Genomic DNA, 24,056 nt, shown 5'->3' on the forward strand with positions numbered 1-24,056 from the left:
CAACACTGATGCTTATATAAAACCTTTTTTAGCAATAATAATGTTTACATCTGTTTCGATACTATCCCATAGTTTTTTGTTGTTTTCATACATTTCAATGCGTTTTGCTTTTCTCTCGTTTACCAAATCAATATATATATTCGCAAGATGTTTTATATCGTCACTATTATTATCATTGTTTAGAATAGAGATTGCTAGATCAATGTAATGAGAATAAAAATTGTTAATTATTAGCCTCGAAAAATCATCGGATTGGGGATTATCCGGACTACCAAATATTTTTATCTTTTGATGGAGAATGTCAGTAAAACCCATATCGTTCAAGAGATTCATCGTCATATAATCAGATTTTCTATTTTTATTATGTCGCTTAGCTTTTATAATATTATTCTGCTCATCAACAATTTTAAGCGCTAATAGTACGTTAAATTCCTCCTGAGATATTGGAATCACCTCTAATTGACTAGCTATATTTTCGCTATATCCTCCAACATCCATTACGACAATATAGCCTCCATGCTTCAAAATTCTATATTGTTCTTTAAAAAAAGATAAATCTTCCACATGTTGTGCCACTGTGTATGAAGTGGTGATTTCAAAGCTCTCATTAGAAAAAGAAGTATTACAGGCGTCACCGACGGTGTAAGCGATATTGTAGTGATCCCGCGCGGCTATCTCAGTGCAAAAATTAATATAGCCATCGTCTAAATCAAGTCCTTCAACCTGTAAATCCCCTTGAAACCAGTCGTAGACACATCTTGTAAATGAACCAGGTCCACAACCCAAGTCAAGTAATTTCATACCACGTTGTATAGGTAACACTTGTAAATACAGTTCTGAAAATCTGATGTTAAAGCGAAAATCGCGGATTGTTTTTAATGAATCAATTCCGAAAATATTTTTTGACCAAAATGTATTCATAAAAAGAGAAAGACCTCCGATAAATCAGTAATTTAGCCTCTAGGGGTAGGGAAACTATATATATAACTACCCTAAGACATTATTTAACAATACTAGTTGGTTTCCCCATTCTCAGGAAAAGAAAGTAGTATGATATCCACATTTGCCTCATTGTAACTACCCTCTAGATTTGTGATAACATCATGGGTAATTTTGACTAAATCCCCAAAATGTAAATTAGACACTTATTGGGACAACTTCCCCGAAGTTGCCCCATACTTTTATTCTTTAATGTTTGTTAATATTGATGATTAGTTCTAGTCTGTGCGTCTTCTGTTGGGATTGTCTCTTTTTGAACTCTTTCGACATTTCCCATCAGCGCGGACATTCATGTTATATAAACCCCGCACCATCACTCCAAAAAGTATAACGATGGGTATATAAAATAGAGGACTCCGTTAAAAATGGAGTCCTGTAAGCTGTGTATTATAACCACCTGATGGCATTGTTAAGCTAGAGTATCAACTTTTTTACTTGTTACAATAGAATCAGAATCAGCTTTTGCATTAGTCTGTGTTGTCTGACTGCTACTTCTATTTTGGTTGGACCTATTCGATTGGATCTGTTGCATTTGAGCTTGAATTTGTACTATTTTAGCTTGTAATGCTTGAACTTTTGTCTGTTTTGTTTTAGCATCATCCTTACTTTGTCCCTCAGCCGTTACTTGCTTCTGAAGATTTAGGATTTGATTTTGTAGTTGTTTTACTGCGCTGTCATTACCGGACGAAGAAGCGCTTGCTGTAGAAGAAACTGATGAAATGTTCATATAAGCTTCCATTCCTTCCTCTCTTTAGTTTTTCCTACGATTATGTATAAAACCAAAATAATTGTAACATGTGAACATTAAAAATTGATTAATAATCAATGTAAAAATATATTTAGAACTTTAAATGCAAGAAGCTTACCGGAAACAAACCTTTGCCTCTATCTATTAAAAACCAGAAAAATACTAAAACCTGCCGTTTCTGTGGAAGTGCTCATGTTATTACAATTCTTACTAGAAAGATTGAATTCCCATAGACCAAGTGTCGCTCGGCAGACGGTTCAGCACAACCTGAGATTCATGAGGTTCAGTATTCTGCATCAAATTTATTACGTTCCTTTAAGCTATTGACATTAATATCAATAGCTTTTTCTCTATCTTACGAACCTCATAAAACTCTAAAGATTATATGACAATACAGCAGCTGTTCAATAAAACGCTAGTGCTATTTTTTATTGAGTTTGTTGTGGCTTGAATAGCAGCAATAGCCATTGCAAGGAATACTCCGAAGTAGCCAAAAAGTGAAATGATATTAACAACAAATTGAGCAGGTTGGGATAATATTGCTTACAAATCAGACTCTTCTTATTTTTCCTTAATACTCTTTGAAGCGTTTATCGCCATACGAAACAGGTTTTAAGTCCAAGATTAGTTATTGGTTGAAATAAACTGTTAAACTTCCATAATAAACGGCCACAAACGGTACCAATTACAATACCTGACACAGAAAGAATCATATACCATGAACCTTTAATTTTCTTTAGAAACCTATGGAAGTATTCGGTTTATTCTTTGTTAAATAAAGTTATAAAGCTCTTACGAGTATTGATCCATTCGGTATCCGAGTTTAAGGAACTTAATCCACTACGTTTAATATATCGGCTCAAGGGATCTAACTTACTTTTTCTATTAATAAAACGTTCGACAAATGTATAAGGGTAGACAACAAAATTGACATTGCCAAGACCGATTGCCTCTTTATTATTGTAAAACTCTACAGATACGTAACCTTGTTTACTTATAAACTCAACATTAGCAAAGAAAATAGTCCCATGATGGTCAACGTTTTCTAGGGCCTCTAGTTCATAAATAGGATAATAACAATAGTCGTCATTAAGAAGTTGAAATTCATGAGGGTCTAGCTTCTTAAACTCGTTTATCCGATTAGCCAGGTCTAAGTCATAATTACCCATTGGAGCTTCCGAAGATCTAAATGAGTGATGTATTGACATATGAACCATAAGATTTTTGAAGGGGATGGGAAATCCAATATAAATCTTGGAATTAATAATTTTCAAGCGTGACGATACTGCCGCTAAAGTAATTACATTTGATCCAACGGTTAAGGAGTCGGCATCTAATAGTTCGTCAACTGTGGGTAGTCGTCCAACTTTACTAATGCTTTTAAGAACTCCAAGGATTCTTAGTATAAAGTACAAAACTAATGAGTCTGCCAAGAACAAAGCAATAAATAAAATGCTTCGCTCGACAGGCGAAAAAGTATATGCTAAAAGGTTATAAGCAATAATTGTCCAGATAAACGCACAAAAGGCCAACGTGATCTGGGCGAAAATTATAATATTCCTTAAAAAGGTATTCTTTTCATTTATGATTTGCTCATACAAAATGAATTTTCGAAACACCTCTTGCCCAATAGCACCTTTTTCAAGGAATATTTCCTTTTGATAGGGTAATGTGAAAATACTCCATAGAATTTCCCGGCTACGTTGAACATTATGTTGGCTATTCATCGATATAAAGATTGAGATTAGCCCAACTAGAGATAGTAAACCCGAAGTTATGGCTAGTAACATCCCAATTGTTCCACCTGACATAAACTCCCCCCCTATTCCTAAACATCTAAGGTAAACGCACTCTACTTTTACCAACTTGAACTTTTCAGCTTCTTTCGCATAGTATTAAAAATAGTAGTAATACTCTGAGAAAGGTGTTTTATAAATGGCAAACTTACCAACCTTAAGACTAGGTTCTCAAGGTCCGTATGTAAAAAGGCTTGAGATGAATTTAAACGGTTTAGGTAAAAACTATAATAACTTTGTAATAGATTATCTGTTCGATCGAAAAACTGAAGACGTAGTAAAGAATTATCAAGATGATATTAAGTTGGTTAGGGATGGTATTGTGGGTCCTGCCACATGGACTAGTCTAATACAAAGAGTTAAAATGATACAAGTTAAACTAAATTCTTTAGGCTATAATTCAGGAACTCCTGATGGGTGGTTTGGCCCCAAAACCGCAGAGACGGTACTTAGATTCCAGCGCGATCATGCGCTTGTTCAAGAAGGAGTAGTAAACCCAAGAACCCGGATAAGTCTATTTGCTCCCCACTCGGCAGACGAGTTTGAAACCCGACCAAGCTCTACATCTTTAAGTTCGCTTGATCCTTACGTTGCCTCTCTTGCCAGTAAATTTCTGAATTTAACCAGAGCACATAACTTGGACGTCCGAATTACCACTGGATTTAGAAGTTGGGACGAGTCAGCAGGCTATATGCACAAGGTAGAACTTTACCAAGTCCAGTAGTAAGTAATGCCAGAGCCGGAGATGCCTATCATAATTGGGGGTTAGCATTTGACGCTGCACCTTTTGTAAACAACCAAATTTCAAATGATCAAAGGCTATATATCTTAATGGGACATTTAGGAGAACAGGTCGGTCTGGAGTGGGGTGGAACTTTTAAAGCTATTGTGGATTTTCCGCATTATCAATATACCTTTGGGTTAACGACTGAAGACCTCCAAAATGGGAGGAGACCTCCGAGGTAACCATAGTTACAATGATTCTTGGTGAACCAAAAACTATTTTATTACCTGGTTGCCAAGATTATTAAAAGGTAAGCACGAATTGACCTAGTTACACATAGTAAAAAGTACCCTGAAATTAAGGAGATAATCAATTGGATTATCTCCTTAATTATTGGTTAAAATAGAAAATGTATACAAAAAAGGGGGACTTTCTCTGTGAAAAATCATGGATTAATCAATGATAAAACAAATTTCAATGAAGTAAAATCCTTTCACACAATAAGAAAGATGCTTAATAAGGTTCCGGAAATTACCGTATTCTTCTGGCTCATTAAGGTATTGGCAACAACCGTCGGTGAAACAGCTGCTGATTTTCTGAACTCAAACCTAAATTTAGGTTTAACTATTACAACCTTTATAATGAGCGGCCTCTTGATGATTACTTTGTTCTTTCAGTTTAAATTTAGAAAATACGTGCCAAGCATTTACTGGCTTTCAGTTGTTCTAATTAGTGTTGTCGGTACACTGATAACCGATAACCTTGTGGATCATTTTGGTGTACCTTTAGAAATTACAACTATCACATTTTCTGCAGCTCTAATCGTTACCTTTGTCGCTTGGTATGCCAGTGAAAAGACACTATCAATTCATTCTATCTACACTACTAAAAGAGAGGCCTTTTATTGGTTAGCAATTCTCTTTACTTTTGCACTGGGTACTGCTGCAGGCGATTTTGTAGCAGAGCAACTTAATCTAGGTTACTGGAAATCAGCCCTTATGTTTGCCGGTTTGATCGGAGTAGTAACCTTTGCTTTCTATCGCTTTAAGCTAAATTCAGTTCTTGCATTCTGGATCGCTTATATATTAACACGTCCTCTAGGTGCATCCTTGGGTGATTTTCTTTCACAATCCCGAACTGATGGTGGACTTTCTTTAGGAACGATTGATACCAGTTCAATATTTTTAATAACAATATTGAGCATTGTAATTTTCCTGACGATAACAAAGAGAGACCAGAATCTGGTTGGGGAGAATATCGGCTATTTAACAAGTTCCGAATTAAATGAGACCGAGCAATAGGGGATGAAGACATTCTCGTTCATTAATTGAATACATTCTTGTTTCTTGAGCTCAAGCAAGGGAATGGGAGTTAATATGAGAATATTTAATTGTAGAAAAATGTTAGTAGTACTGATGGCGTCTATTTTAATGGTTGGGTGTAGCCGCCAACCTCAATCAGAACAATTTGCGCTATCAGCCCGACCAGTACTATCAGTTCAACCGGTCCAACTAACTCAAGATCTCCAGGAGGGGGATTATAGTTACAGTGTAATATCTGGTAAAGCCAAAATAGCAAAATACACGGGGAAGGGGGGAACTGTAACAATACCAGATACATTAGGTGGATTTCCCGTAACAGGTATCGGGGACAGAGCTTTTTACAATTGCACCGGCTTAACGAGTATTATCATTCCACAAGGGGTAACATATATTGGTGTCGATGCTTTCGATCGGTGTATAAACTTAAATAACATTAGAATTCCCCAAGGAATACCCTATATCAGCTACGGGGTTTTCGCCCATTGTGCAGGTTTAACTCATATAATCATTCCGCGAGGAGTGACATGTATCGAAGATTGGGCTTTTTACGATTGCTCTGGCTTAACTGCCATTAACATTCCTAAAGGAGTAACAATTATCGGCAATGATGCGTTCAGTAGTTGCACACATTTAACTACTATCAATATTCCTGAAGGAGTAAAAAGTATTACCGACGGGACTTTTAGCGGTTGTACAAGCCTAATTAGTGTAAGGATTCCGCGAGGAGTAACAACCATTGGCAATAATGCTTTCAGTCGCTGCACACGCCTATCGACTATAATCATTCCAAAAGAAGTAACAAATATTGGCTACGGGGGATTTGCCAATTGCTCAGGTTTAAGAAGTATTAGATTTAACTCGGCAAAAACGACTATAACATATGATGATCCAGGTGCAATTCCAACCGCAACAAAGATTATTGGATATGCCCCATCTACCGCAAATACATATGCAAAAAAATACAATCGGAAATTCAAAACTATAAAAGAAGTTTAGTCAGGAATTCTGTAGAACTTAATTAAAATGTGACACCAAAGCTTATAACTAGCATCGTTAAGAAAACGGACTGAATGGAGAGCTCATTCAGTCCGCTTCTATTATGGTTTAATATTCATTTGCAGAACCCGTCGAGCTCCTTTGTAGGCGTTCATTAATACGAAGATAAAAGCCAATAGTTACTTTATGGGGCGTGGTATGATTTCGGCTAAAGCGGAGAGCTCAATTTCTTGGAAGGGATGACATTGTGAATTATGAATAGGATATTTTGTTCAGCAAGAAAATCTCAAGACCTTAACATAATTATTTGTTCACAAAAACTTCCTTTTGAAAAATCACACTGCTTAGCTAATATTTTAATACAATTTTAATGCAATTTGGTTAAGAAAGGTAATAATAATTTAAAATAAGTTCAGTAACAAAGGAGGAAATTCAATGTGCGGCATTTGCGGCCAATGGCATATAGAAAGCGGAACGGAGAGAACGCTGGAATTACTGGAGAAGATGACAACCACCCTGTCCCATAGAGGGCCGGATCAAGAAGGTTACTATGAGCAGCATGGTATGGGGCTTGGTTTTCGGCGTTTAGCTATTGTAGATAGTTGCGGAGGGCATCAACCCTTTTCTAATGAAAATGGGCTGATTCGAGTAGTATTTAATGGTGAAATTTATAACTATAGAGAATTAATAAATGAGCTTACAAATCGAGGCCACTTGCTGAATCAAGGCAGTGACGGGGATGTGCTAGCCCATCTTTATGAGGAATGGGGATTTACCCTGGCTAACCGCTTGAGGGGTGTTTTTGCCGCAGCTATTTGGGATGAATGTAAGAGAAGACTGCTGTTGTTCCGTGATCGCTTGGGCGTTAAACCTTTATACTATTGGTTATCACCGGATCAACGGGAATTGAAGTTTGCTTCGGAAATCAAAGCTCTCCTTAAGGGTGGGGTACAGCCTGTGCTAGATCCATTGTCACTAGATCTATATCTGAGTACCCGCTATGTACCAGCTCCCTTTACGATATTCCAAGGGATACGAAAAGTGGAGCCGGGAACCTGCGTGATGGTCCAAGAGAAAGAACATCGATTGGTTTGTCAGAGCTTAGTCTACTGGCAAATGCCTGAAGAGCAGTATATGGTCGATAAAGATATAGCTATTGAGGAAATCCGGCACCATTTATGGGAGTCATGGCGAATTCGCTGGCCGGAAGAAGTACGAGCAGGATATTTTTTTAGTGGAGGGCTCGATTCTTCCGGTTTGGTGGCCATGCACCAAGCGGCAGGATTGGAGCAGGCAAGAACATATGCCGTTGGATTTGAACAGCCCCGGCTGACTAAAGATTTTCGATTTTATTCTGAGTTGGATCAAGCGAAAGCTGTAGCGAAGATCCTAGGGACACAACATTCTGAAAGACTGGTGGGGCGTGCGGAAGTGGAACAACGGTTGCCGGAGATTATTCAAGCTCTTGATGAGCCAATTGCCGATCCCACTGCGATTCCTTTGTACTTTTTGTCTGAAACTGCTACTGTAGCCGGTGAAAAGGTGATCTTCTCCGGTGAAGGAGCAGATGAACTTTTCGGGGGATATTCCGTCTATTGGGAGCCGATTAACCGACGTCTCTATCAGGCAACACCAGCCTGGTTACGGGCCGGGGCCGCAAAATTAATGCCTCAGTTAGATCGGCATTATCAGCGTAATTTGACCGAGCGCTATGCCGGTGTCGGTGGCTTGTTAAATACGGCGGAAAAAAATAGTTTGTACCGCATGGATATACTGCAACAACAATTGAGCAAAGTCAAACAATACTTTGGTTTTGAAGAGCTAACAAATACCTGGAGAGCTGAGGAAGAAAGTATGCTTCGCTTTGACATGCGGTCGTGGTTACCGGAAAACACTCTGATGAAGTCCGATAAAATTACCATGGCGCATAGTTTGGAAATTCGGGTGCCTTATCTGGATCACAAGCTGGTCGAGTATACTATGGGGCTGGAAACCGGCTTAAAAATCCAACGAGGACGAACTAAAGAACTTCTCCGCCAGGCTATGCGTGCATATCTACCGCCTCAATTGTGTCGACAGGCAAAAAACGGTTTTCCTGTACCATTGACAGCCTGGATAGCTGGTGAGTGGCAACATCGCGTTCGGGAGATCGTTTTTGATGCCGGCAATTTGACTGCTGGGGTTTTTAATTTGTCAAAGTTGGAAGTTTTTTTGCAGCAAACCAATTCCCAACGCGCTGCACGTCTACTCTGGGCTCTTTATAGTCTTGAGTTGTATTGGCAATCGTTGAGCAAACAACCACAGAACATGGGCATTCGTCGGCCAAAGCAGAAGTTAGTTAATACGGCACGCTAGAAGTAAAGTAAAAGCTGCCAACAATACAATATTACTAGGTCACAGGAGTGAATTATTAGTACAGGCACCCTAACAAAAACTATTTGAGTTCGGTCAAAACCGTTTAGATTTACAATTAAAGCGATTTTCTATTAATCCCACAAATTAACTGGTTGAAAAAGACTTTTAATCTTAAATTATGTCTTTCTATGTTAATGAAGTCGGGTCGAAAGGAGCATTATGAGTTTAGCTCTTCTTATGCCGGAATATTTGCCTACATTGCGGTTACAATTTTAATGCGTTGGTTTAAAAGAAAAGAAATTAAAGCCATGAAGCCTTTTGCTTATTATTGCTGGATTGTTGGCGGTTTGATATTGTTAACCCGTTTTATTAAGTTTTTTAAAATAACAGTACGTATTTAAGAAACAAAAAGCAGCTTCTACCTAATACGGTCAAAACTGCTTTTGATTTCAATTTAAAGGAATTAAAAACGGTTTATAAATTTTCTGAGGCAGAACATATAAGCGAGACCCTAGAAAATATTATGGTCGATGATGTAAGTCTATTTATTTAATCTTGCAATTTCAACAATGGATGGGAATTTCGCATTAATCGCTGTATAGATTTTAGGATCTTCACCCCCCAAACTCCAAATTGAAATGCCGTTTAGGTTATACTTGTTTACTAGGTCGAGAAGAGGTTGGATAGATGCTTTGTTTTCAAACCATACCGTATGATTGCCTTTAATATCTGAGTAGCTATAATGTGGACCGCTTTTTGGATCATTGGTAACCTTGATGTTATAACGAGTGGCTGTATTTATAGCCTGCAAATAATCTATTCCTATACCTTTAGAGCCCGACCAATTATAGCCGTAATCTGGAATGCCTAATTCGATTTTATTCGGATTAATAACCGATGTCGTATAGGAAATTATGTTATTGACCCAATCCACTGGGGCAATGGGACCGGGACTGGACGTAGACCAAGAATAATCATAGGCCATAATACGGACTTTGTCGGCTGCTTCACCAATGGCCTTGTAATCCTGTCCAGGGTGTTCAGTTGCTGTAGTCTTAGAAGTCAGGGTTACATAAAGAAGCTTATTTTTTTCATGAAGGGCATTTGCTAATTTTTGAACAAATATGGTAAAAGCCTCTTTATCGGATGGTAAAACATTCTCGTAATCAAGGTCTATCCCTGAGTAGTTCTGAGTTATTACTTTGTTGACGATATTTTGGATGTGATTTTGCATCAATACAGGATCATTAACAATGGTGGATATTAAACTTGAGCTGAATTCGTTACTAATTAAGGGTGTGAGAGTTAATTTATTATTCTGAGCGTATTTTATTATTTGAGGATCCTCTGAGTTATTAAGTGGTTTAATATAGCCGCTCTTTGTTGCATCATACCAGAAAGGTGAGATCTCATTAAATACTTCTGGATTATTCTTAACGGAGGTAATAGCTGTTGCTTGATCCCAGTAAGGAATCCAACCGTTAATCGAACGAATTCTCTTAGGAGAGGCGTTCATAGTATTTGTAATAAGAAAAATTGTTGCAGTTAGAATACAAATGACGGTAACTGTGGATAAAAACAGTAAACGTTTGTTTATTTTATACATAGGAATATGCCTTTCTAACTAATAAGCTGCGTTTATTGGCGGATTGTTGGAGTGTATTACTATTTAAATCGACTAATAAAGACAATTTGAGATTGGAACCTGTCAGCATCTCGTTTTGGTGCTAAGTAAATTGTAGCATTATAATTTGAAAAGTTTTTTAAAAAAAGATTAAAATTGAATGAAAATGGCTATTTGAGTCGAATCCTTTACATACATATCGCTACTAGCGGTTTAAGGTAAATAAGGAACACGAGGTTTTATCAGGTTTCTAAGATTCCTAAGATTCCTAAGATTCCACTGAAGGTGACGGATTTAGTAGTAAAGCTGGATTATAAATTTAAAAACGGACTAAATGGATGTTCCATTTAGCCCGTTTTTAAATTTACACTCTAAGGTTACTGAACCCTTCTGGCAGCTTCGTATGCGTTCAACCAGTAAGGTGTAAAGGAGTTAATCATGACCCCTTTGTGGGTAGTTGCACTGATAAATTGCGAGTTGCCAAGGTAAATACCCACATGGCACCGTATTGCGTTTAGCTTTGGTAACCCAGTCAAACCTCTCATCTATAAGCCATTTCAGGAATTTCTTGCAAAGATACCAGCGATCCATAGCAACCCACAGTCTGGCATTGTTCGCCTGACGCACCTCTAAGAGCATTTGTTTTGCAAGATCAAGTTTAGTTTGTTTTTCATTCTCCTGACTGGCTTTGACCCAAAGGCGCCACAGAATCGCTAGAATAATGACAAAATGCCATCCATCGCGATTATGGGGGACTTTCGAAAAAGTCAAGTCTTTTTGGAGATTTACGAGATATTTTTGGATTCTTTTAAAGTTACGAATTGCCCATATATTCCCATGAACTGTATAACTCCTGATTTAATAAAGCCTTTTATTGGTTTTGAGTTCTAGCCCGTCGCCAAGAATCTTAAAGTAGTTCACGTTAATAGGTATAGGATGGCATTAATAAATATCAGTGGAATTATCAAAAACCATTCACCCCGGAATTAGGCTTTTCCTGTATTAAACTAATAACATTTAAATCTTATTGTTTTTTATATATAATCAAATAAAAATCCTGTTTAGATATGGAGAAGAAGATAATGAGTAATAATAAAAAAGTGAACCATTTAGGTATTATGGGTGGGACCTTCGATCCTATTCATTATGGGCATTTAGTTGCTGCAGAAATGGCGCGCAGCAAATTTAATCTGAGTAAGGTGTTATTTATTCCTACTGGGATACCGCCTCATAAAAATCGCAGAGATATTTCTGCGGGGGAACTGCGTTTTGAGATGGTTGAACGTGCTATTCAAGATAATCCGGCTTTTGCCTGTTCTTCCTTGGAAATCGAGAGACAAGGGCCTTCCTACACTGTTGAAACTTTGCGTGTTTTGAGCCGTGCTTGGCCTGAGCATGAGTTGTATTTTATCACAGGAACGGATGCTCTCCGAGAAATTTTTTCTTGGCGTGAAGCAGAGGAAATCCTGACGTTAATTGAATTTATTGGCGCTGCTCGTCCAGGATTTGATGCCAGCGATTTCCTGGAGCATGTTCAAGAGGAACACCCGGATATTATAGGGAAGATTCATTATTTGGAGGTGCCTGCTTTAGCAATATCCTCCACGGATATTCGGTTTCGAGTTAGGCATCGACAACCTATACGCTATTTATTACCGGAATCCGTTCGGTTATTTATTCAGGAACATAATTTATATACTTGAAATTCGATGCCTAATAAAACGAATTAAACAATAAAGAAGGTATTAAACAATTAAAGGTTGGTTCGCATAGTCTTGAAGGATTTGACCATACTAAAAATGAATCAAATTCAAAGAGGTGAAGATTAGCATGACAACACTTTATGTCGGAAATCTCCCGTGGAATACTACTGCGGATGAACTCGGGGAATTCTTTGGCGGCTATGGTCGAGTGGAAAGCAGCCGAATTATAACCGATCGTGAGACAGGCCGCTCCAGGGGGTTTGGCTTTATCGAGGTTGGAGAAGAAGATGCAGCACGTATGGCAGAAGAGTTAAATGGCAAAGATTTTGGTGGAAGGCCATTAACCGTAAATGAAGCTAAACCTAAACAAATGTAATATCCCGCGGACTGGAAGGGAGACCTCTGACAAGCTTGTGGGTCTCCCTTCTTTTTTCCAGCTTTAAAGCCCCTACGTCTATTGTAGCTAAAAATCTTTGCAGTTAATGCTCTTAATTGATAGAATGTAAGATAATGCAAAAAGAAATAGATGATTTGGGTATTTAAGGGGGAATGGGGAAAAATGGAATTGCGGGTCGAAGATGCGATGAGTCTGGCAACACATATGCTTTCAGCTTCAAGATTGAAACATACGCTGGGTGTTGCTGATTATGCCGAGGAATTAGCACGGCGACATGGCGTGGATCCGATTAAAGCGCGTTGTGCAGGATTAGCCCATGATTTATCGAAGGAGCTTCCAGCTCAAGAGCAGTTAGGTTTAGCTCGGTTCTGGAATTTATTCGAATACCCTGAAGACGAACAATACCCGTATGTTTTACATGGACGTCTTTCGGCTTATTGGCTGGAACATTATTTTAAAATAGATGACAGGGACTTGTTGGCAGCTATTGCTAGTCATACTTTGGGGAGACCTGGAATGTCCCGCTTAGAGATGTTGATTTATAGTGCTGATTTGACAGAACCTAACCGTACTTTTCCAGAAGTGGACAAGTTGCGACAATCCTTGTATGATGATTTAGATAGGGGCACGTTAGACTGTGTTGAAGGCACTTTGATATATTTAAAGGAGAGCAACCATCCGATTCATCCCTTAACACAATTAACTTATGATGATTTAAAAAGGAGGCTAACTGTTGGAAATTGATCAAAAAATGCTTACAGAAGTTATTAATATCGTCGAAGATAAAAAAGGTGGCGACATCACTCTACTAAATTTGAAGAGTATCTCTGTGGTCACGGACTACTGTTTAATCGTGACTGGAAATTCGACGACTCAGGTGAAAGCTATCACGAATCATTTGGAGGAGAAATTGCCTGAACTCGGGATTCCGGTTCTACATACTGAAGGATTGCCGGACGCCAAATGGGTACTGATGGATTGCAGTGGAGATTTAGTGATTCATGTAATGACTTCGGACCAGCGCGAATTCTATCAACTGGAGCGCCTCTGGAAGGACGCACAGGTTATTTCATTCGCCGGCTTAAGCTAACGGATTTTATTTCGTCATTATCTCTTTTCGATAGGGGAAATTTTGCAAACAACAAATGAGTGAACTACAAATATTGAAGCTGCTATATAGTAAGGTAATGATAGGGAGCGGTACTAAGGAACCTGCTTTAGAAAGTCGGCGGTTGGTGCAAGCCTCTCGTCCCTTGGGACGGGGGGATTTTTGGTACTAATCAGAAAGTATTATACATGTCTAGAGAATAGAAGTTTATAGGGAGAAGACAGGTAAGGTTGAGTTTTTTCTTGATTATAAGGGGGAAAGGTCAGTGCAAGAGAAGTATTCGTTTACAGAGATCGAACCTAAATGGCAAAAAAAATGGATAGAGGAAAAATCCTATAAAACTGAGGAAAATTCCAGTAAGCCAAAATACTATGCTTTGGCTATGTTTCCTTATCCATCAGGGGATTTACATATGGGACATGTGCGAAACTATTCCATCGCAGATGTTATTGCTCGTTTCAAACGGATGCAGGGCTTTAATGTTCTCCACCCAATCGGCTGGGATTCTTTCGGTCTGCCTGCAGAAAACGCGGCAATTAAGCATCAGACGCCACCGGCAGATTGGACCTGGAAAAATATTGCGAATATGCAGCGTCAACTTAAGGGAATGGGAATTTCCTATGATTGGGATCGGGAAGTAGCGACTTGCCATCCAGGTTATTACAAGTGGACACAGTGGATGTTTTTAGAGTTCTTCAAACATGGATTGGTTTATAAGAAGAAGGCAGCAGTTAACTGGTGCCCGTCCTGCAGTACCGTTTTAGCAAATGAACAAGTTGTGGATGGAGCATGTGAACGGTGTGACACTCTTGTGACCAAGAAAAACTTAGAACAATGGTTTTTCAAAATTACAGATTACGCAGAGACTCTGTTAAAAGATCTGGATGAGTTACCGGGTTGGCCTGAAAAGGTAAAAACCATGCAGCGTAATTGGATTGGCCGTTCAGAAGGGGTCGAAGTTAAATTCGCTTTGGAGGAGCGTCCGGAAAAAATTTCAGTGTACACTACTCGGGTGGATACGCTTTTTGGAGTAAGCTATGTAGTTTTAGCCCCAGAACATCCCCTGGTTCTCGAGTTGGTGCGCGGGACAGAGTATGAGGCAGATGTACTGGCTTTCATTCAGAAGATGAATGGACTTAATGAAATTGCTCGTACTTCGACAGAAGCTGAAAAAGAAGGATTGTTCATTGGATCTTACTGTCTTAATCCTCTAAGCGGGAAGAGACTGCCAATCTGGATTGCCAATTATGTTCTATTTGAATATGGTACTGGTGCAGTTATGGGAGTTCCTGCACATGATGAGCGGGACTTCGAATTTGCGACGAAGTACAATTTAGAGATTAAAACTGTTATTATGCCTCTCGAGAGTTTACCCGAGGAGAAAGACAAGCCGCTCAAAGCAGCTTATACTAGTGCAGGGATTTTGGTCGATTCAGGTTCATTTGATGGTCTGGACAGTGATGAGGCCTGGGAAAGAATTGCGGATGAAGTAGAGCGTTGCGGTGTAGGGCAACGCCAGGTCAATTTCCGTTTGCGCGACTGGCTTATTTCTCGTCAACGTTATTGGGGAGCGCCAATTCCTATGGTTTATTGTGAAGCTTGTGGTACGGTGCCCGTCCCAGAAGATCAATTGCCTGTTATGCTTCCTCCGGATGTCGTGTTTAAATCTGGAGAAAATCCTTTAGCGACCTCCCGATCGTTTACTGAAACAACTTGTCCGAAGTGCGGTGGAGCTGCTCGCCGAGAAACCGATACTATGGATACGTTTGCATGTTCTTCATGGTATTTCCTGAGATACACAGATCCCCGCAATACGGAAGAACCTTTTACCAAATCTGCTGTGGATCAGTGGATGAATGTTGATCAATATGTGGGCGGAGTTGAACACGCGATTCTCCACCTCTTGTATGCGCGGTTTTTTACAAAAGCCTTGCGGGATTTTGGATATTTGAGAGCGAGTGAACCATTTCAAAATTTATTGACTCAGGGTATGGTTTGTATGGATGGCTCTAAAATGTCCAAATCTAAAGGGAATATCGTCAGTCCCGAGGTAATTATCGGAAAATATGGTGCTGACACTGCAAGGTTATTTATTCTCTTTGCAGCCCCGCCAGAAAGAGACCTGGAGTGGAGTGATCAGGGGGTTGAAGGTTGTTACCGTTTCCTTAATCGAGTATGGCGTTTAGTTGCCCAATATGAGCTTCTTATCAAGGGAACGAGAAAGCACATTCCGACTGGATCTGAACAAGGTGGGTTATGGGAGAACCTTGACTCTGCAGGAAAGGAAATGCGACGTCAAACCCATATGGCTATTCAGAGGGTAACAATGGACGTTGGGACGCGTTATAATTTCAACACTGCTATCAGTACGATCATGGAGTGGGTAAACGCGCTGTATCTTTATAAAGAGCAGCCGACTGCTAATCCTTTGGTTGGCAGAGAGGCTGTCGAGGGCATTCTAATACTCCTGGCACCTTTCGCACCGCATATTACGGAGGAGCTTTGGCAGGAAATCGGGCATACAGACAGTATCCATGAACAGTCCTGGCCGAAAGTGGATGAAACAGCTCTCGTTCAAGATGAAGTGACGGTAGTTCTCCAAGTGAACGGAAAGGTCCGGGACCGGATTCAAGTCGCAGCTGAAATGTCCGCAGCCGAATTAGAAAAGATTGTTGTTTCCCAACCAAAAGTTCTTGAATGGACGCAGGGAAAGACAATTATCAAGGTAATTACGGTCCCAGGAAAATTGGTGAATTTGGTAGTGAAGTAAGAGGTCCTGGGTTGAGGATAGGATTAAGTGGTAATTTTTAAGATGCGTGGAAGACGGCGCATTTTATGTGCACCGTCTTGTTTGGGGATGGGGAAGCAGTTTTTCTGCTTCCTCTTCGTTTTTTGTCATGCTTTTAAAGGCATGGCATTTTTTATACTAGTCAGAAAGTATAGCCTTCGGTTGAATACTGCAAGAAGGCTAATTCGTGCGAAGACAGTGTCTTCGTCTGGAAGCATAAGTTCAACTAACGGCTTCTGTCTTCTCAAGCTCGGCACAAGCCGAGTTTTCTTTATTGCGTATCTGTAGGTTGTCATGGTTAGTTCATTATGGAATATAGTTTAAGTGAGACTGGTTTAGCGCTTGGTATGTTACATTGAAGATATTTAGAATATTATGGAATATGATATTAAAAGAGCAGCAAAAGGAAGTGTTATTTTTGCAAAAAGTCTATGTGCTCGATTCCAGCGTGTTATTGCATGATCCCAAAGCAATCTTTCAGTTCCAAGATAATGATGTCACTATTCCCTTTGTGGTTTTAGAGGAAATAGAAAGTAAAAAACGCCTTCAAGACAATGTTGGCCAAGCGGCGAGGGAGGCTATTCGAAACCTTGACCGAATGCGAAATAACGGGCAGCTTTCTCAAGGGGTTAATTTACCCGATGGAGGTAAAATTCGGATTGAGCTTAATCATTATTCAAAGGAAATTTTGCCTGTCAATTCGGACATGAGTATGGCAGACAATCGAATTTTGGCGGTTTCTTTGAGTCTTGCACGTGAAGAAGAACGTACGGTAATATTGGTCACTAAAGATATTGCAATGCGTGTCAAAGCAGATGCCTTAGGGATTTTGACGGAGGATTATTACAACGACAAGGTTACTCTGCCACGGATCAAAGATGAAGTCTTGACTTTGATGCTTAAAGACGATGAGGTAGCCGAGCTTTACCAGAATAACGTGATTCCATGGAAAGAAACGTTGACTCCTAATGGTTGTTTTAAAACTGTTTTGAGTGATCATTGTGTCCTTCCGCTTGTTTCATCGCCGGACGGGCATAAATTAATTAATTGCATGGGGCAAGGCCGAGCTTCTTGGGATATTCGGCCTAAAAATATTGAACAATCATGGGCTTTGGAAATGCTTCACAATCCAGAGATTAAGCTGGTTAATCTGATGGGGCCGGCAGGTACAGGGAAAACCCTTCTAGCGTTAGCAAGCGGTTTAGAACAGACAGTTCATGAAGAAATATATTTGAGAATGCTTTGCGCCAGGCCTATTATTCCTTTTGGTAAGGATATAGGGTTCCTTCCTGGGGAAAAGGAACAAAAAGTTCGCCCATATATGCAGCCTATTTATGATAATCTCGAGTATTTGTTAAGATCTAGAAAAGAGAAGGATCGTGAGAGAAGTGGCGAGTCTATCGTGGAGAGCGCTATTGACCTGCTCGTTAAGAAGAAGCAATTAGAAATAGAGGTTCTGACGTATATACGGGGCCGTAGTATTCCTCATCAATTTCTGATTATCGATGAAGCACAGAATCTTACGGCTCATGAGGTTAAGACGATAATAACTCGTGCTGGGGAAGGAACTAAAATCGTTCTTTGCGGAGATACGGATCAAATCGATCACCCATACCTGGACAAAGAAAGTAATGGTTTAGCGTATATTGCCTCCCGGCTAAAGGGACAATCTTTTTATGGTCAAGTTCATTTGATTCATGGAGAACGGAGCGATCTCGCGACTCGGGCGGCGAGTTTGCTGTAGAGACGTCACTGCATGACCCTGCGTCCCTGGGCTTTAGTCGAGGCGAAGGGATTGGGATGGTTGCTTTGCTTAGGCGTAATTATGAGAGACGGCATAGTTCATTTACGCCGTCTCGATTTTGAGTTGCTAAATAAGGGGGTTTTCCTGAGCAATTCGTCAGTGGGTTTTTGACCTAAATGGGGTGCTTTTGTTTGACGTTCCTTGAAATCATCTTATCCGACAGGATAAACGATACTTCGCGGCAGGAGAAAAAAGGAATGAAACGAATCAAGATAACATTGCTTTCTGGCTAGCGAGGGTATGACATCTGGGGGATAATCTGACGACTTATTGTCAGATATTGAGATTGAGGAAGAAACATAGAGCTAAAGAACCAGGAACTACTGAAGAATTATGGAGGTATCTGTACATGGACCGTAAGCTGCGTTACGTATGGTGGTTTGTCTTGGTTGGGCTTGTGGCTTTGGCCATTTGGAAGCTCTTTTTACCACATGGTTCTAATGCATATCTTCAGAAAACTTCTGCAAGTCGTGAGATTGTGGTTTACGTTGCGGGAGCAGTCGAGTCACCCGGGCTTGTCCATTTACCACTGGATGCTCGCTTGGATGATGCTTTAAAGCAGGTTCGCCTTTTGCCGGAGGCAAATATAGACAGTATGAATCCTGCGGAAAAACTTAAGGATGGACAAAAGGTTACAGTACCTTATAAGAACCTTCCCGCTTCCACTGGGGCTCCGGTTGCGGGAAACCAGTCAGCTGGTGCCAGCGGTGCTCCGGAAAATAATTCTGGTTCAACGAATGGAGCGGGTTCTGGGACTGTTAGCGTTGGAACGATGAGCTCTGGAAGCCTTAGTGCTGTATCAACTGATGGAAAGATTAATATTAATACTGCCGGGTTAGCTGATTTGGACAAGCTCCCGGGTGTTGGACCGTCATTAGCAGGACGGATTATTCAATATCGGACAGAGCATGGACCGTTTGCTCAAGCAGAAGATCTGCAAAATGTCGTGGGTATTGGAGCTAAGACGTATGAGAAAATGGCTTCGCAAGTGACGGTAAGCCCATGAAAGATCCATGGATTGGGCGTTCAGCAGCCCTTCTGAGTGGAGGTCTTTGTGGAGCTTTTTTGGCGGAACAGCTGTGGATATGGGGATTGGGCGTTCTTGTTTTATTGGGGATACGTCTGCTCTTTTGGCGGCCTCGTGACTTTTTTGGCAAGGTGTATCGACCTGAAATACTTCTGCTGTGTGCAAGTTTTTTGCTGGGATTTATGTATGGAGCTTTAGCGGAGCGCACGTTGCCGGAACCGGTTACCTTAGATAATGTCGAGATCGCAGGTGTGTTAAAGGATTGGAACTTAGGAGTTGATAAGAGTTTAGGAACTTTGTTGGTTGAGGATGCTGATACGAGTGTCGGTGAGGTAAGTAAGACCGGTTATAATCCTAAGGATCTAGAGCATGAATTGGCGGGCCAGACGTACCGTCTGACCGTTTATGCCAATAAATTGGGACAGGTTCCCGGTGAGTGGAAAGATGTTCAGCCGGGGGATCATATTCAATTCCAAGGGCGTTTGGAAAGGCCTAAGTCGGTGGGCACTCCAGGTGCTTTTGACTTGCGTTTATACAATAGCGTGAGGGGACTTAGTGGAAGCTTGACTGCAAAAGGAGATGTTAAGTTTCTTTCAGTTGGAACTCCAAGCTTGACGTGGAAAATCCACCAGAACGTGCGATCTCGCTTGGAGGCCTGGGATCCAGAAGAAACCGGGGTTCTGGAAGGGATTTTCTTTGGGGATTCAAGTCGTATTCCGGATGAGATTCAAGAACGCTACAAGGTGACGGGTGTACTGCACGTTTTTGCAGCTTCTGGGTCAAATGTTGCTTTTGTTCTGGGCTTGGTGTGGATGGTTTTATGTTTTATGCCGAAGCAGATACGGATAATCGGTTCCATTTTGGCTTTGCTCCTCTACGCAGCCCTATGTGGGGGAAATGCCCCAATTGTTCGGGCCACAGTGTTAGGAGTTGCTCTTCTTTTAGGCCGCTTTGGCCGAGGGCGAGTGGCTGCGCTGCGCTGGTTGTTCTTAGCTGGGGCGGGACTTTTTATCCTGAATCCCCTGATCATTCGTGATCTTGGGTTTCAGCTTTCCTTTACCGCGGCTTGGGGGATGGTTGTGCTAGCCCCTAGGATTTTGAGGAAAGCGTCGTTGGAACGAGTGCCGACGCTCTTGCGATATCCTCTGGCGAGCACGATTGCCGCTCAAGTGGCCACTTTGCCTCTTTTAATAGCCGCCTTTCACCGATTGTCTCTCATCGGGTTGGTGGCGAATGTGTTCATTCTTTTCGTTTTGGGAAGTGTACTTGAAGTAGGTCTAATAGGAGTGATCGTATCCTTTTCATGGTGGCTGTGTGCTCCTTTTTTCCAGGTCAGTTTATGGCTTTTAGCAGTGACGAACGAAGGCTTAAAGCTGCTGGCTGGCTGCCCATATGCAGATGTTTGGATTATTAATCCAGGCCCGCTTTTTTGGATAATCTGGTATGGAGGTATTGGTATTGCTGTATGGGGAAAAGAACGCGTGTTTTTCCTCATTAAAGTAAAGTTTCTCTACTTGAAGAGACGCTTAGAATTCATTGCTCCAAGGATAGCATCGCGCATCGGTAATAGGCTGCTGGGCTTCAATGCAGAGATGTCTCAGGACGGTTTATTTCATTCAAATCGTTTGTTTTTGCGCTTAGGATGTGTGATATTCATCATTTTTTTACTTTGGAATCCATGGAATACTCCAAACGATTTGGAAGTGGATATCATTGATGTGGGACAAGGGGATGGAATTTTAATTCGTACGCCTGAAAAACACGCTGTATTGCTTGATGCTGGACCTCGGAACGATCAATTCGATGCTGGGGAGCGTATTGTCCTGCCTTATTTACTGCAAATAGGAATACACCATTTGGATGCTGCCCTGATTACCCACGAACATCAGGATCACATTGGGGGAATTCGGGCAGTGGTCGAGAATATTCCCACAGATTGGATTGGGGTGCCTAATGTAGGTGAACGTTTAGAGAGTGAAGAGTGGAGAGCTGGGCTTCCTTTGGGTCTGACGAGTAATTCTCAAGAGATGAAAACTTTGCAAACCGGAGATCGAATCGAGCTGGATTCTGGGGCATGGCTCGATGTATTAGGTCCCCAGCAAGTACTTCATGACACTCATTCGGACCCGAACAACAATTCTTTGGTCATGAAATTAAATTATTTAGGGCAAAATGTATTCCTTACGGCGGATATGGAACAGGAGGAAATGGAGGAGATTGCTGCCACGGGAGTGGATTTGGAAACGGACGTTTTCAAGGAGCCTCACCACGGGAGTCGGTTTTCGCTTGATAAGCCTTGGCTTGATGGAATACATCCTCGCGCTGTCCTAATTTCTGTGGGAAAGAATACATTTGGTCACCCTGCTCCTGAGGTTTTGCAGTATTGGGGAGATCGTCACATTCCAGTCTATCGCACGGATGAACAGGGGACCATAAGGGTATTATTGAGAGAGGGAGGTATAGAAATCATACCTGGCAGATCAAATGCTTCAATAAAAAATAGATAGTTTTTCCCATTTGTGATTACCTATGTATAAAAAGGAAATATTGGGTAACAATAACAAGGAACATCTCTTTTCTCCTCCTCTTTCTTTGCCCCTTCACGGTCCGACGATCGTGGAGGGCTTTTTATTTTACAATGATTTTGCGACGTATAATCTGGCTTTTTTTAGAGGCCTCTATTAAAATAGCAACGGGGGGTGGATTTAATGCGTGAAATCGAACAAATTAAGAAGGATGTAGCGGAGGGTAAAATCCCACCCGTTTATTTATGGTATGGAGAGGATCGTTTCCTAATCCAAGAGGCTTATCATGTCCTTAAATCCTTTTATGATCGGACAGATCCCTCTGGAAGCGGGATTGAGCGCGTTTCTCCTAAAGATTTCTCTCCGGTTGAGATCTGTGATTTAGCTAATTCGATGTCTTTCTTTGCCAACCGTCTGGTGGTTGTTGAAGATGTGACCTATTTCCAAGATGGTCAAACGGTTGATCTCGAACCTTTCCTGGAATATCTGAAAAATCCCAATCCTTCAACTTGTCTTCTATTTATCGCTGAAAGTGTGCATAAAGGACGAAAGTTCTACAAGGCTCTTGATCAAGCAGGGGAAATTCTGGAATTCCGATCTCCGAAACGACAGCAGGAATGGATCGAGTGGGTTCAAGCAGAGGCGAAAACTCACGGGAAACTAATCAGTCATCAGGTCGCGGCTCAATTTATTGAATGGGCAGGACATCAGGCGGGTGTTCTAAACCAAGAGTTGAAAAAACTTGATACGTTTATGGGAGAGCGCAAGACGATTACTGAGGAAGATTTCCAAACGGTTACTCCCCGCACAATTGAGGCAAGTGTTTTTCAACTTTTGGATGCTGTAGCGAGTCGATCCGCTAAGCAAGCGATTAAGGCTTTGCATGAGGTGTTGCGTAAAGAGCACCCTTTGAAGGTTTTAACCTTGCTGGTTCGTCAAGTTCGCCTGCTGCTAGGCTGTAATGCTTTGCGGGAGCGAGGCGGAAGCCTTGCCGAGGTTCCCTCTTCCTTGGGTATTTCACCCTATGAAGCCCAGAAAGTTTGGCAGCAATCCCTTCGTTTATCGACTGAACAATTGTCTCAAGCGTTACATGAATGCTTAAAGACAGATCTGGCCTTAAAGACAAGCGGCGGAGATCCCGGGCTATTACTGGAAATTATGATTGCTAAATTTTGCAGTCAAGGGTAATTTAGTTCTGAGCATACAAAAAAGAGAGCAACGTAATCGTCGCTCTCTTTTTTGGCAGCTATAGCTTAACCCACTTGCGAAAACTGCTTACTAAATCTCTTAGTAAGACGGGATTTCTTGCGAGCTGCTAGGTTCTTATGAATCAAACCCTTGGAGGAGGCTTTATCCAAAGCACGAGTAGCCTTTTTCAAAGCGAGTGCTGCAGTCTCTGAATCTGTGCTGATTGACTCTTCAAAACGGCGAATGGTCGTCCGTAAGGTAGATTTCGCAGCAGCATTCTTAATCATGCGAGCTTTTCCCAACTCAACTCTTTTGATGGCAGATTTAATGTTTGGCACTAATAGTCACCCCCTTTGGTTTCGATATCCTCAGTTGTACACAAACTACATTTTAACATTATGACTTATAATTATCAAGGAAAATAAGGTTTTTATTGATATAAATAAATTTCGGGTTTTTCGTTAAAACTAAGCTCGTACTTTAGGACTGTTTTCAAAAAAAGTGTGAGAATAGGAGGTCTTTCAATGTTAGGAGCGATCGTTCGATTTATCGTATCTGCTGTGGTTTTGTTGTTAGTGAGCTATATTGTTCCGGGTCTCCGAGTGGCTGGTTTCACAGGTGCCCTTATTGCCGCCGTAGTCATTGCTGTTTTGGGGTATCTTGTTGAATTGGCCTTTGGAAACAAGATATCCCGTATGGGGCGTGGTTCTATCGGGTTTGTTACTGCGGCTGTGGTAATTTATTTAAGTCAGTTTATTGTACCAGGTTCTATTTCGGTTTCTATTATCGGGGCTTTACTGGCATCTCTAGTCATTGGTATTGTGGATAGTTTTGTGCCTACAACACTCCGTTAAGTACGTGCCTAATATGAGCTTAGAAGTTAGGAAACATTAATTTTTAGTTCTAGGTTGAGCTTGTCTCTCATACTCCTTCAATAGGAGAAAGGGGGACA

General features: G+C 40.9%; 23 protein-coding genes. 16 read left to right on the plus strand and 7 right to left on the minus strand.

Features of this window, described 5'->3' with window-relative positions:
- Nucleotides 1–12: 12 nt before the first annotated feature.
- The 3 genes from VZF35_RS18035 to VZF35_RS18045 form a co-directional block, all read right to left on the minus strand.
- Nucleotides 13–921, minus strand: a complete 909-nt coding sequence (locus tag VZF35_RS18035) for a class I SAM-dependent methyltransferase (protein ID WP_407307123.1) — start codon at nt 919–921, stop codon at nt 13–15.
- A 487-nt stretch (nt 922–1,408) separates the two neighbouring features.
- Nucleotides 1,409–1,738, minus strand: coding sequence for a FlxA-like family protein (locus VZF35_RS18040; protein ID WP_407307125.1), 330 nt, complete (start codon nt 1,736–1,738; stop codon nt 1,409–1,411).
- A gap of 770 nt (nt 1,739–2,508) precedes the next feature.
- Nucleotides 2,509–3,558: a hypothetical protein gene (locus tag VZF35_RS18045; protein WP_407307127.1), complete on the minus strand. Its 1,050-nt coding sequence runs from the start codon at nt 3,556–3,558 to the stop codon at nt 2,509–2,511.
- Nucleotides 3,559–3,682: 124 nt separating this feature from the next.
- On the opposite strand from VZF35_RS18045, the gene VZF35_RS18050 reads away from it, so the two are divergent.
- From VZF35_RS18050 to VZF35_RS18075, 6 genes are all read left to right on the plus strand, one after another.
- A complete protein-coding gene (locus tag VZF35_RS18050; RefSeq protein WP_407307129.1) occupies nt 3,683–4,267 on the plus strand; it encodes a peptidoglycan-binding protein in 585 nt (194 codons plus the stop codon).
- On the plus strand, nt 4,213–4,509 hold the full coding sequence (locus VZF35_RS18055) for a M15 family metallopeptidase (protein WP_407307131.1): 297 nt from the start codon (nt 4,213–4,215) through the stop codon (nt 4,507–4,509). The genes VZF35_RS18050 and VZF35_RS18055 overlap by 55 nt, the downstream gene beginning before the upstream one ends.
- A gap of 195 nt (nt 4,510–4,704) precedes the next feature.
- Entirely contained in the window at nt 4,705–5,568 is an 864-nt protein-coding gene (locus VZF35_RS18060) for a hypothetical protein (RefSeq protein WP_407307133.1), read from the plus strand.
- Between the two features lie 99 nt (nt 5,569–5,667).
- Entirely contained in the window at nt 5,668–6,585 is a 918-nt protein-coding gene (locus VZF35_RS18065) for a leucine-rich repeat domain-containing protein (protein ID WP_407307135.1), read from the plus strand.
- A gap of 435 nt (nt 6,586–7,020) precedes the next feature.
- Nucleotides 7,021–8,940 carry an asparagine synthase (glutamine-hydrolyzing) gene (asnB, locus tag VZF35_RS18070; RefSeq protein WP_407307137.1) on the plus strand — a complete coding sequence of 640 codons (1,920 nt, stop codon included), beginning with the start codon at nt 7,021–7,023 and terminating at the stop codon, nt 8,938–8,940.
- A 194-nt stretch (nt 8,941–9,134) separates the two neighbouring features.
- Nucleotides 9,135–9,341 (plus strand): hypothetical protein, encoded by a 207-nt coding sequence (locus tag VZF35_RS18075; RefSeq protein WP_407307139.1) that lies wholly within the window; start codon nt 9,135–9,137, stop codon nt 9,339–9,341.
- Between the two features lie 140 nt (nt 9,342–9,481).
- On the opposite strand, the gene VZF35_RS18080 is transcribed toward VZF35_RS18075, so the two are convergent.
- The 3 genes from VZF35_RS18080 to VZF35_RS18090 form a co-directional block, all read right to left on the minus strand.
- On the minus strand, nt 9,482–10,546 hold the full coding sequence (locus tag VZF35_RS18080; RefSeq protein WP_407307141.1) for a glycosyl hydrolase family 18 protein: 1,065 nt from the start codon (nt 10,544–10,546) through the stop codon (nt 9,482–9,484).
- 395 nt (nt 10,547–10,941) lie between these two features.
- Nucleotides 10,942–11,031, minus strand: a complete 90-nt coding sequence (locus VZF35_RS18085) for a hypothetical protein (RefSeq protein WP_407314696.1) — start codon at nt 11,029–11,031, stop codon at nt 10,942–10,944.
- Entirely contained in the window at nt 10,997–11,335 is a 339-nt protein-coding gene (locus VZF35_RS18090) for a hypothetical protein (RefSeq protein WP_407314885.1), read from the minus strand. The genes VZF35_RS18085 and VZF35_RS18090 overlap by 35 nt, the downstream gene beginning before the upstream one ends.
- Before the next feature lie 311 nt (nt 11,336–11,646).
- Between VZF35_RS18090 and nadD the strand changes: the two genes are divergently transcribed.
- The 9 genes from nadD to holA all read left to right on the plus strand — a co-directional run bounded on the left by nadD (nt 11,647) and on the right by holA (nt 23,104).
- Nucleotides 11,647–12,267 (plus strand): nicotinate-nucleotide adenylyltransferase, encoded by a 621-nt coding sequence (gene nadD / locus VZF35_RS18095; protein ID WP_407307143.1) that lies wholly within the window; start codon nt 11,647–11,649, stop codon nt 12,265–12,267.
- A gap of 127 nt (nt 12,268–12,394) precedes the next feature.
- The gene (locus tag VZF35_RS18100; RefSeq protein ID WP_407307145.1) at nt 12,395–12,643 is read left to right on the plus strand and encodes an RNA recognition motif domain-containing protein; all 249 of its coding nucleotides are present in this window, start codon (nt 12,395–12,397) and stop codon (nt 12,641–12,643) included.
- A 183-nt stretch (nt 12,644–12,826) separates the two neighbouring features.
- On the plus strand, nt 12,827–13,408 hold the full coding sequence (gene yqeK, locus VZF35_RS18105) for a bis(5'-nucleosyl)-tetraphosphatase (symmetrical) YqeK (RefSeq protein ID WP_407307147.1): 582 nt from the start codon (nt 12,827–12,829) through the stop codon (nt 13,406–13,408).
- A complete protein-coding gene (gene rsfS / locus VZF35_RS18110; RefSeq protein WP_407307148.1) occupies nt 13,398–13,754 on the plus strand; it encodes a ribosome silencing factor in 357 nt (118 codons plus the stop codon). Before yqeK ends, rsfS begins: the two co-directional genes overlap by 11 nt.
- Before the next feature lie 283 nt (nt 13,755–14,037).
- The gene (gene leuS / locus VZF35_RS18115; protein ID WP_407307150.1) at nt 14,038–16,542 is read left to right on the plus strand and encodes a leucine--tRNA ligase; all 2,505 of its coding nucleotides are present in this window, start codon (nt 14,038–14,040) and stop codon (nt 16,540–16,542) included.
- Nucleotides 16,543–16,978: 436 nt separating this feature from the next.
- Nucleotides 16,979–18,304 carry a PhoH family protein gene (locus VZF35_RS18120; RefSeq protein ID WP_407307152.1) on the plus strand — a complete coding sequence of 442 codons (1,326 nt, stop codon included), beginning with the start codon at nt 16,979–16,981 and terminating at the stop codon, nt 18,302–18,304.
- Between the two features lie 409 nt (nt 18,305–18,713).
- Complete coding sequence (locus VZF35_RS18125) at nt 18,714–19,370, plus strand: helix-hairpin-helix domain-containing protein (protein ID WP_407307154.1); 657 nt, start codon at nt 18,714–18,716, stop codon at nt 19,368–19,370.
- Nucleotides 19,367–21,898: a ComEC/Rec2 family competence protein gene (locus VZF35_RS18130; protein WP_407307156.1), complete on the plus strand. Its 2,532-nt coding sequence runs from the start codon at nt 19,367–19,369 to the stop codon at nt 21,896–21,898. The genes VZF35_RS18125 and VZF35_RS18130 overlap by 4 nt, the downstream gene beginning before the upstream one ends.
- Nucleotides 21,899–22,099: 201 nt before the next feature.
- Nucleotides 22,100–23,104: a DNA polymerase III subunit delta gene (holA, locus tag VZF35_RS18135; protein ID WP_407307158.1), complete on the plus strand. Its 1,005-nt coding sequence runs from the start codon at nt 22,100–22,102 to the stop codon at nt 23,102–23,104.
- 65 nt (nt 23,105–23,169) lie between these two features.
- Here holA and rpsT read toward each other — a convergent pair whose 3' ends face one another.
- Entirely contained in the window at nt 23,170–23,442 is a 273-nt protein-coding gene (gene rpsT / locus VZF35_RS18140; protein ID WP_407307160.1) for a 30S ribosomal protein S20, read from the minus strand.
- 186 nt (nt 23,443–23,628) lie between these two features.
- Here rpsT and VZF35_RS18145 point away from each other — a divergent pair, with 186 nt between their 5' ends.
- Nucleotides 23,629–23,958: a phage holin family protein gene (locus tag VZF35_RS18145; RefSeq protein WP_407307162.1), complete on the plus strand. Its 330-nt coding sequence runs from the start codon at nt 23,629–23,631 to the stop codon at nt 23,956–23,958.
- Nucleotides 23,959–24,056: the final 98 nt, after the last annotated feature.

This window comes from Desulfosporosinus paludis (genome assembly GCF_045689965.1).
GTDB classification, from domain to species: Bacteria; Bacillota; Desulfitobacteriia; order Desulfitobacteriales; family Desulfitobacteriaceae; genus Desulfosporosinus; species Desulfosporosinus paludis.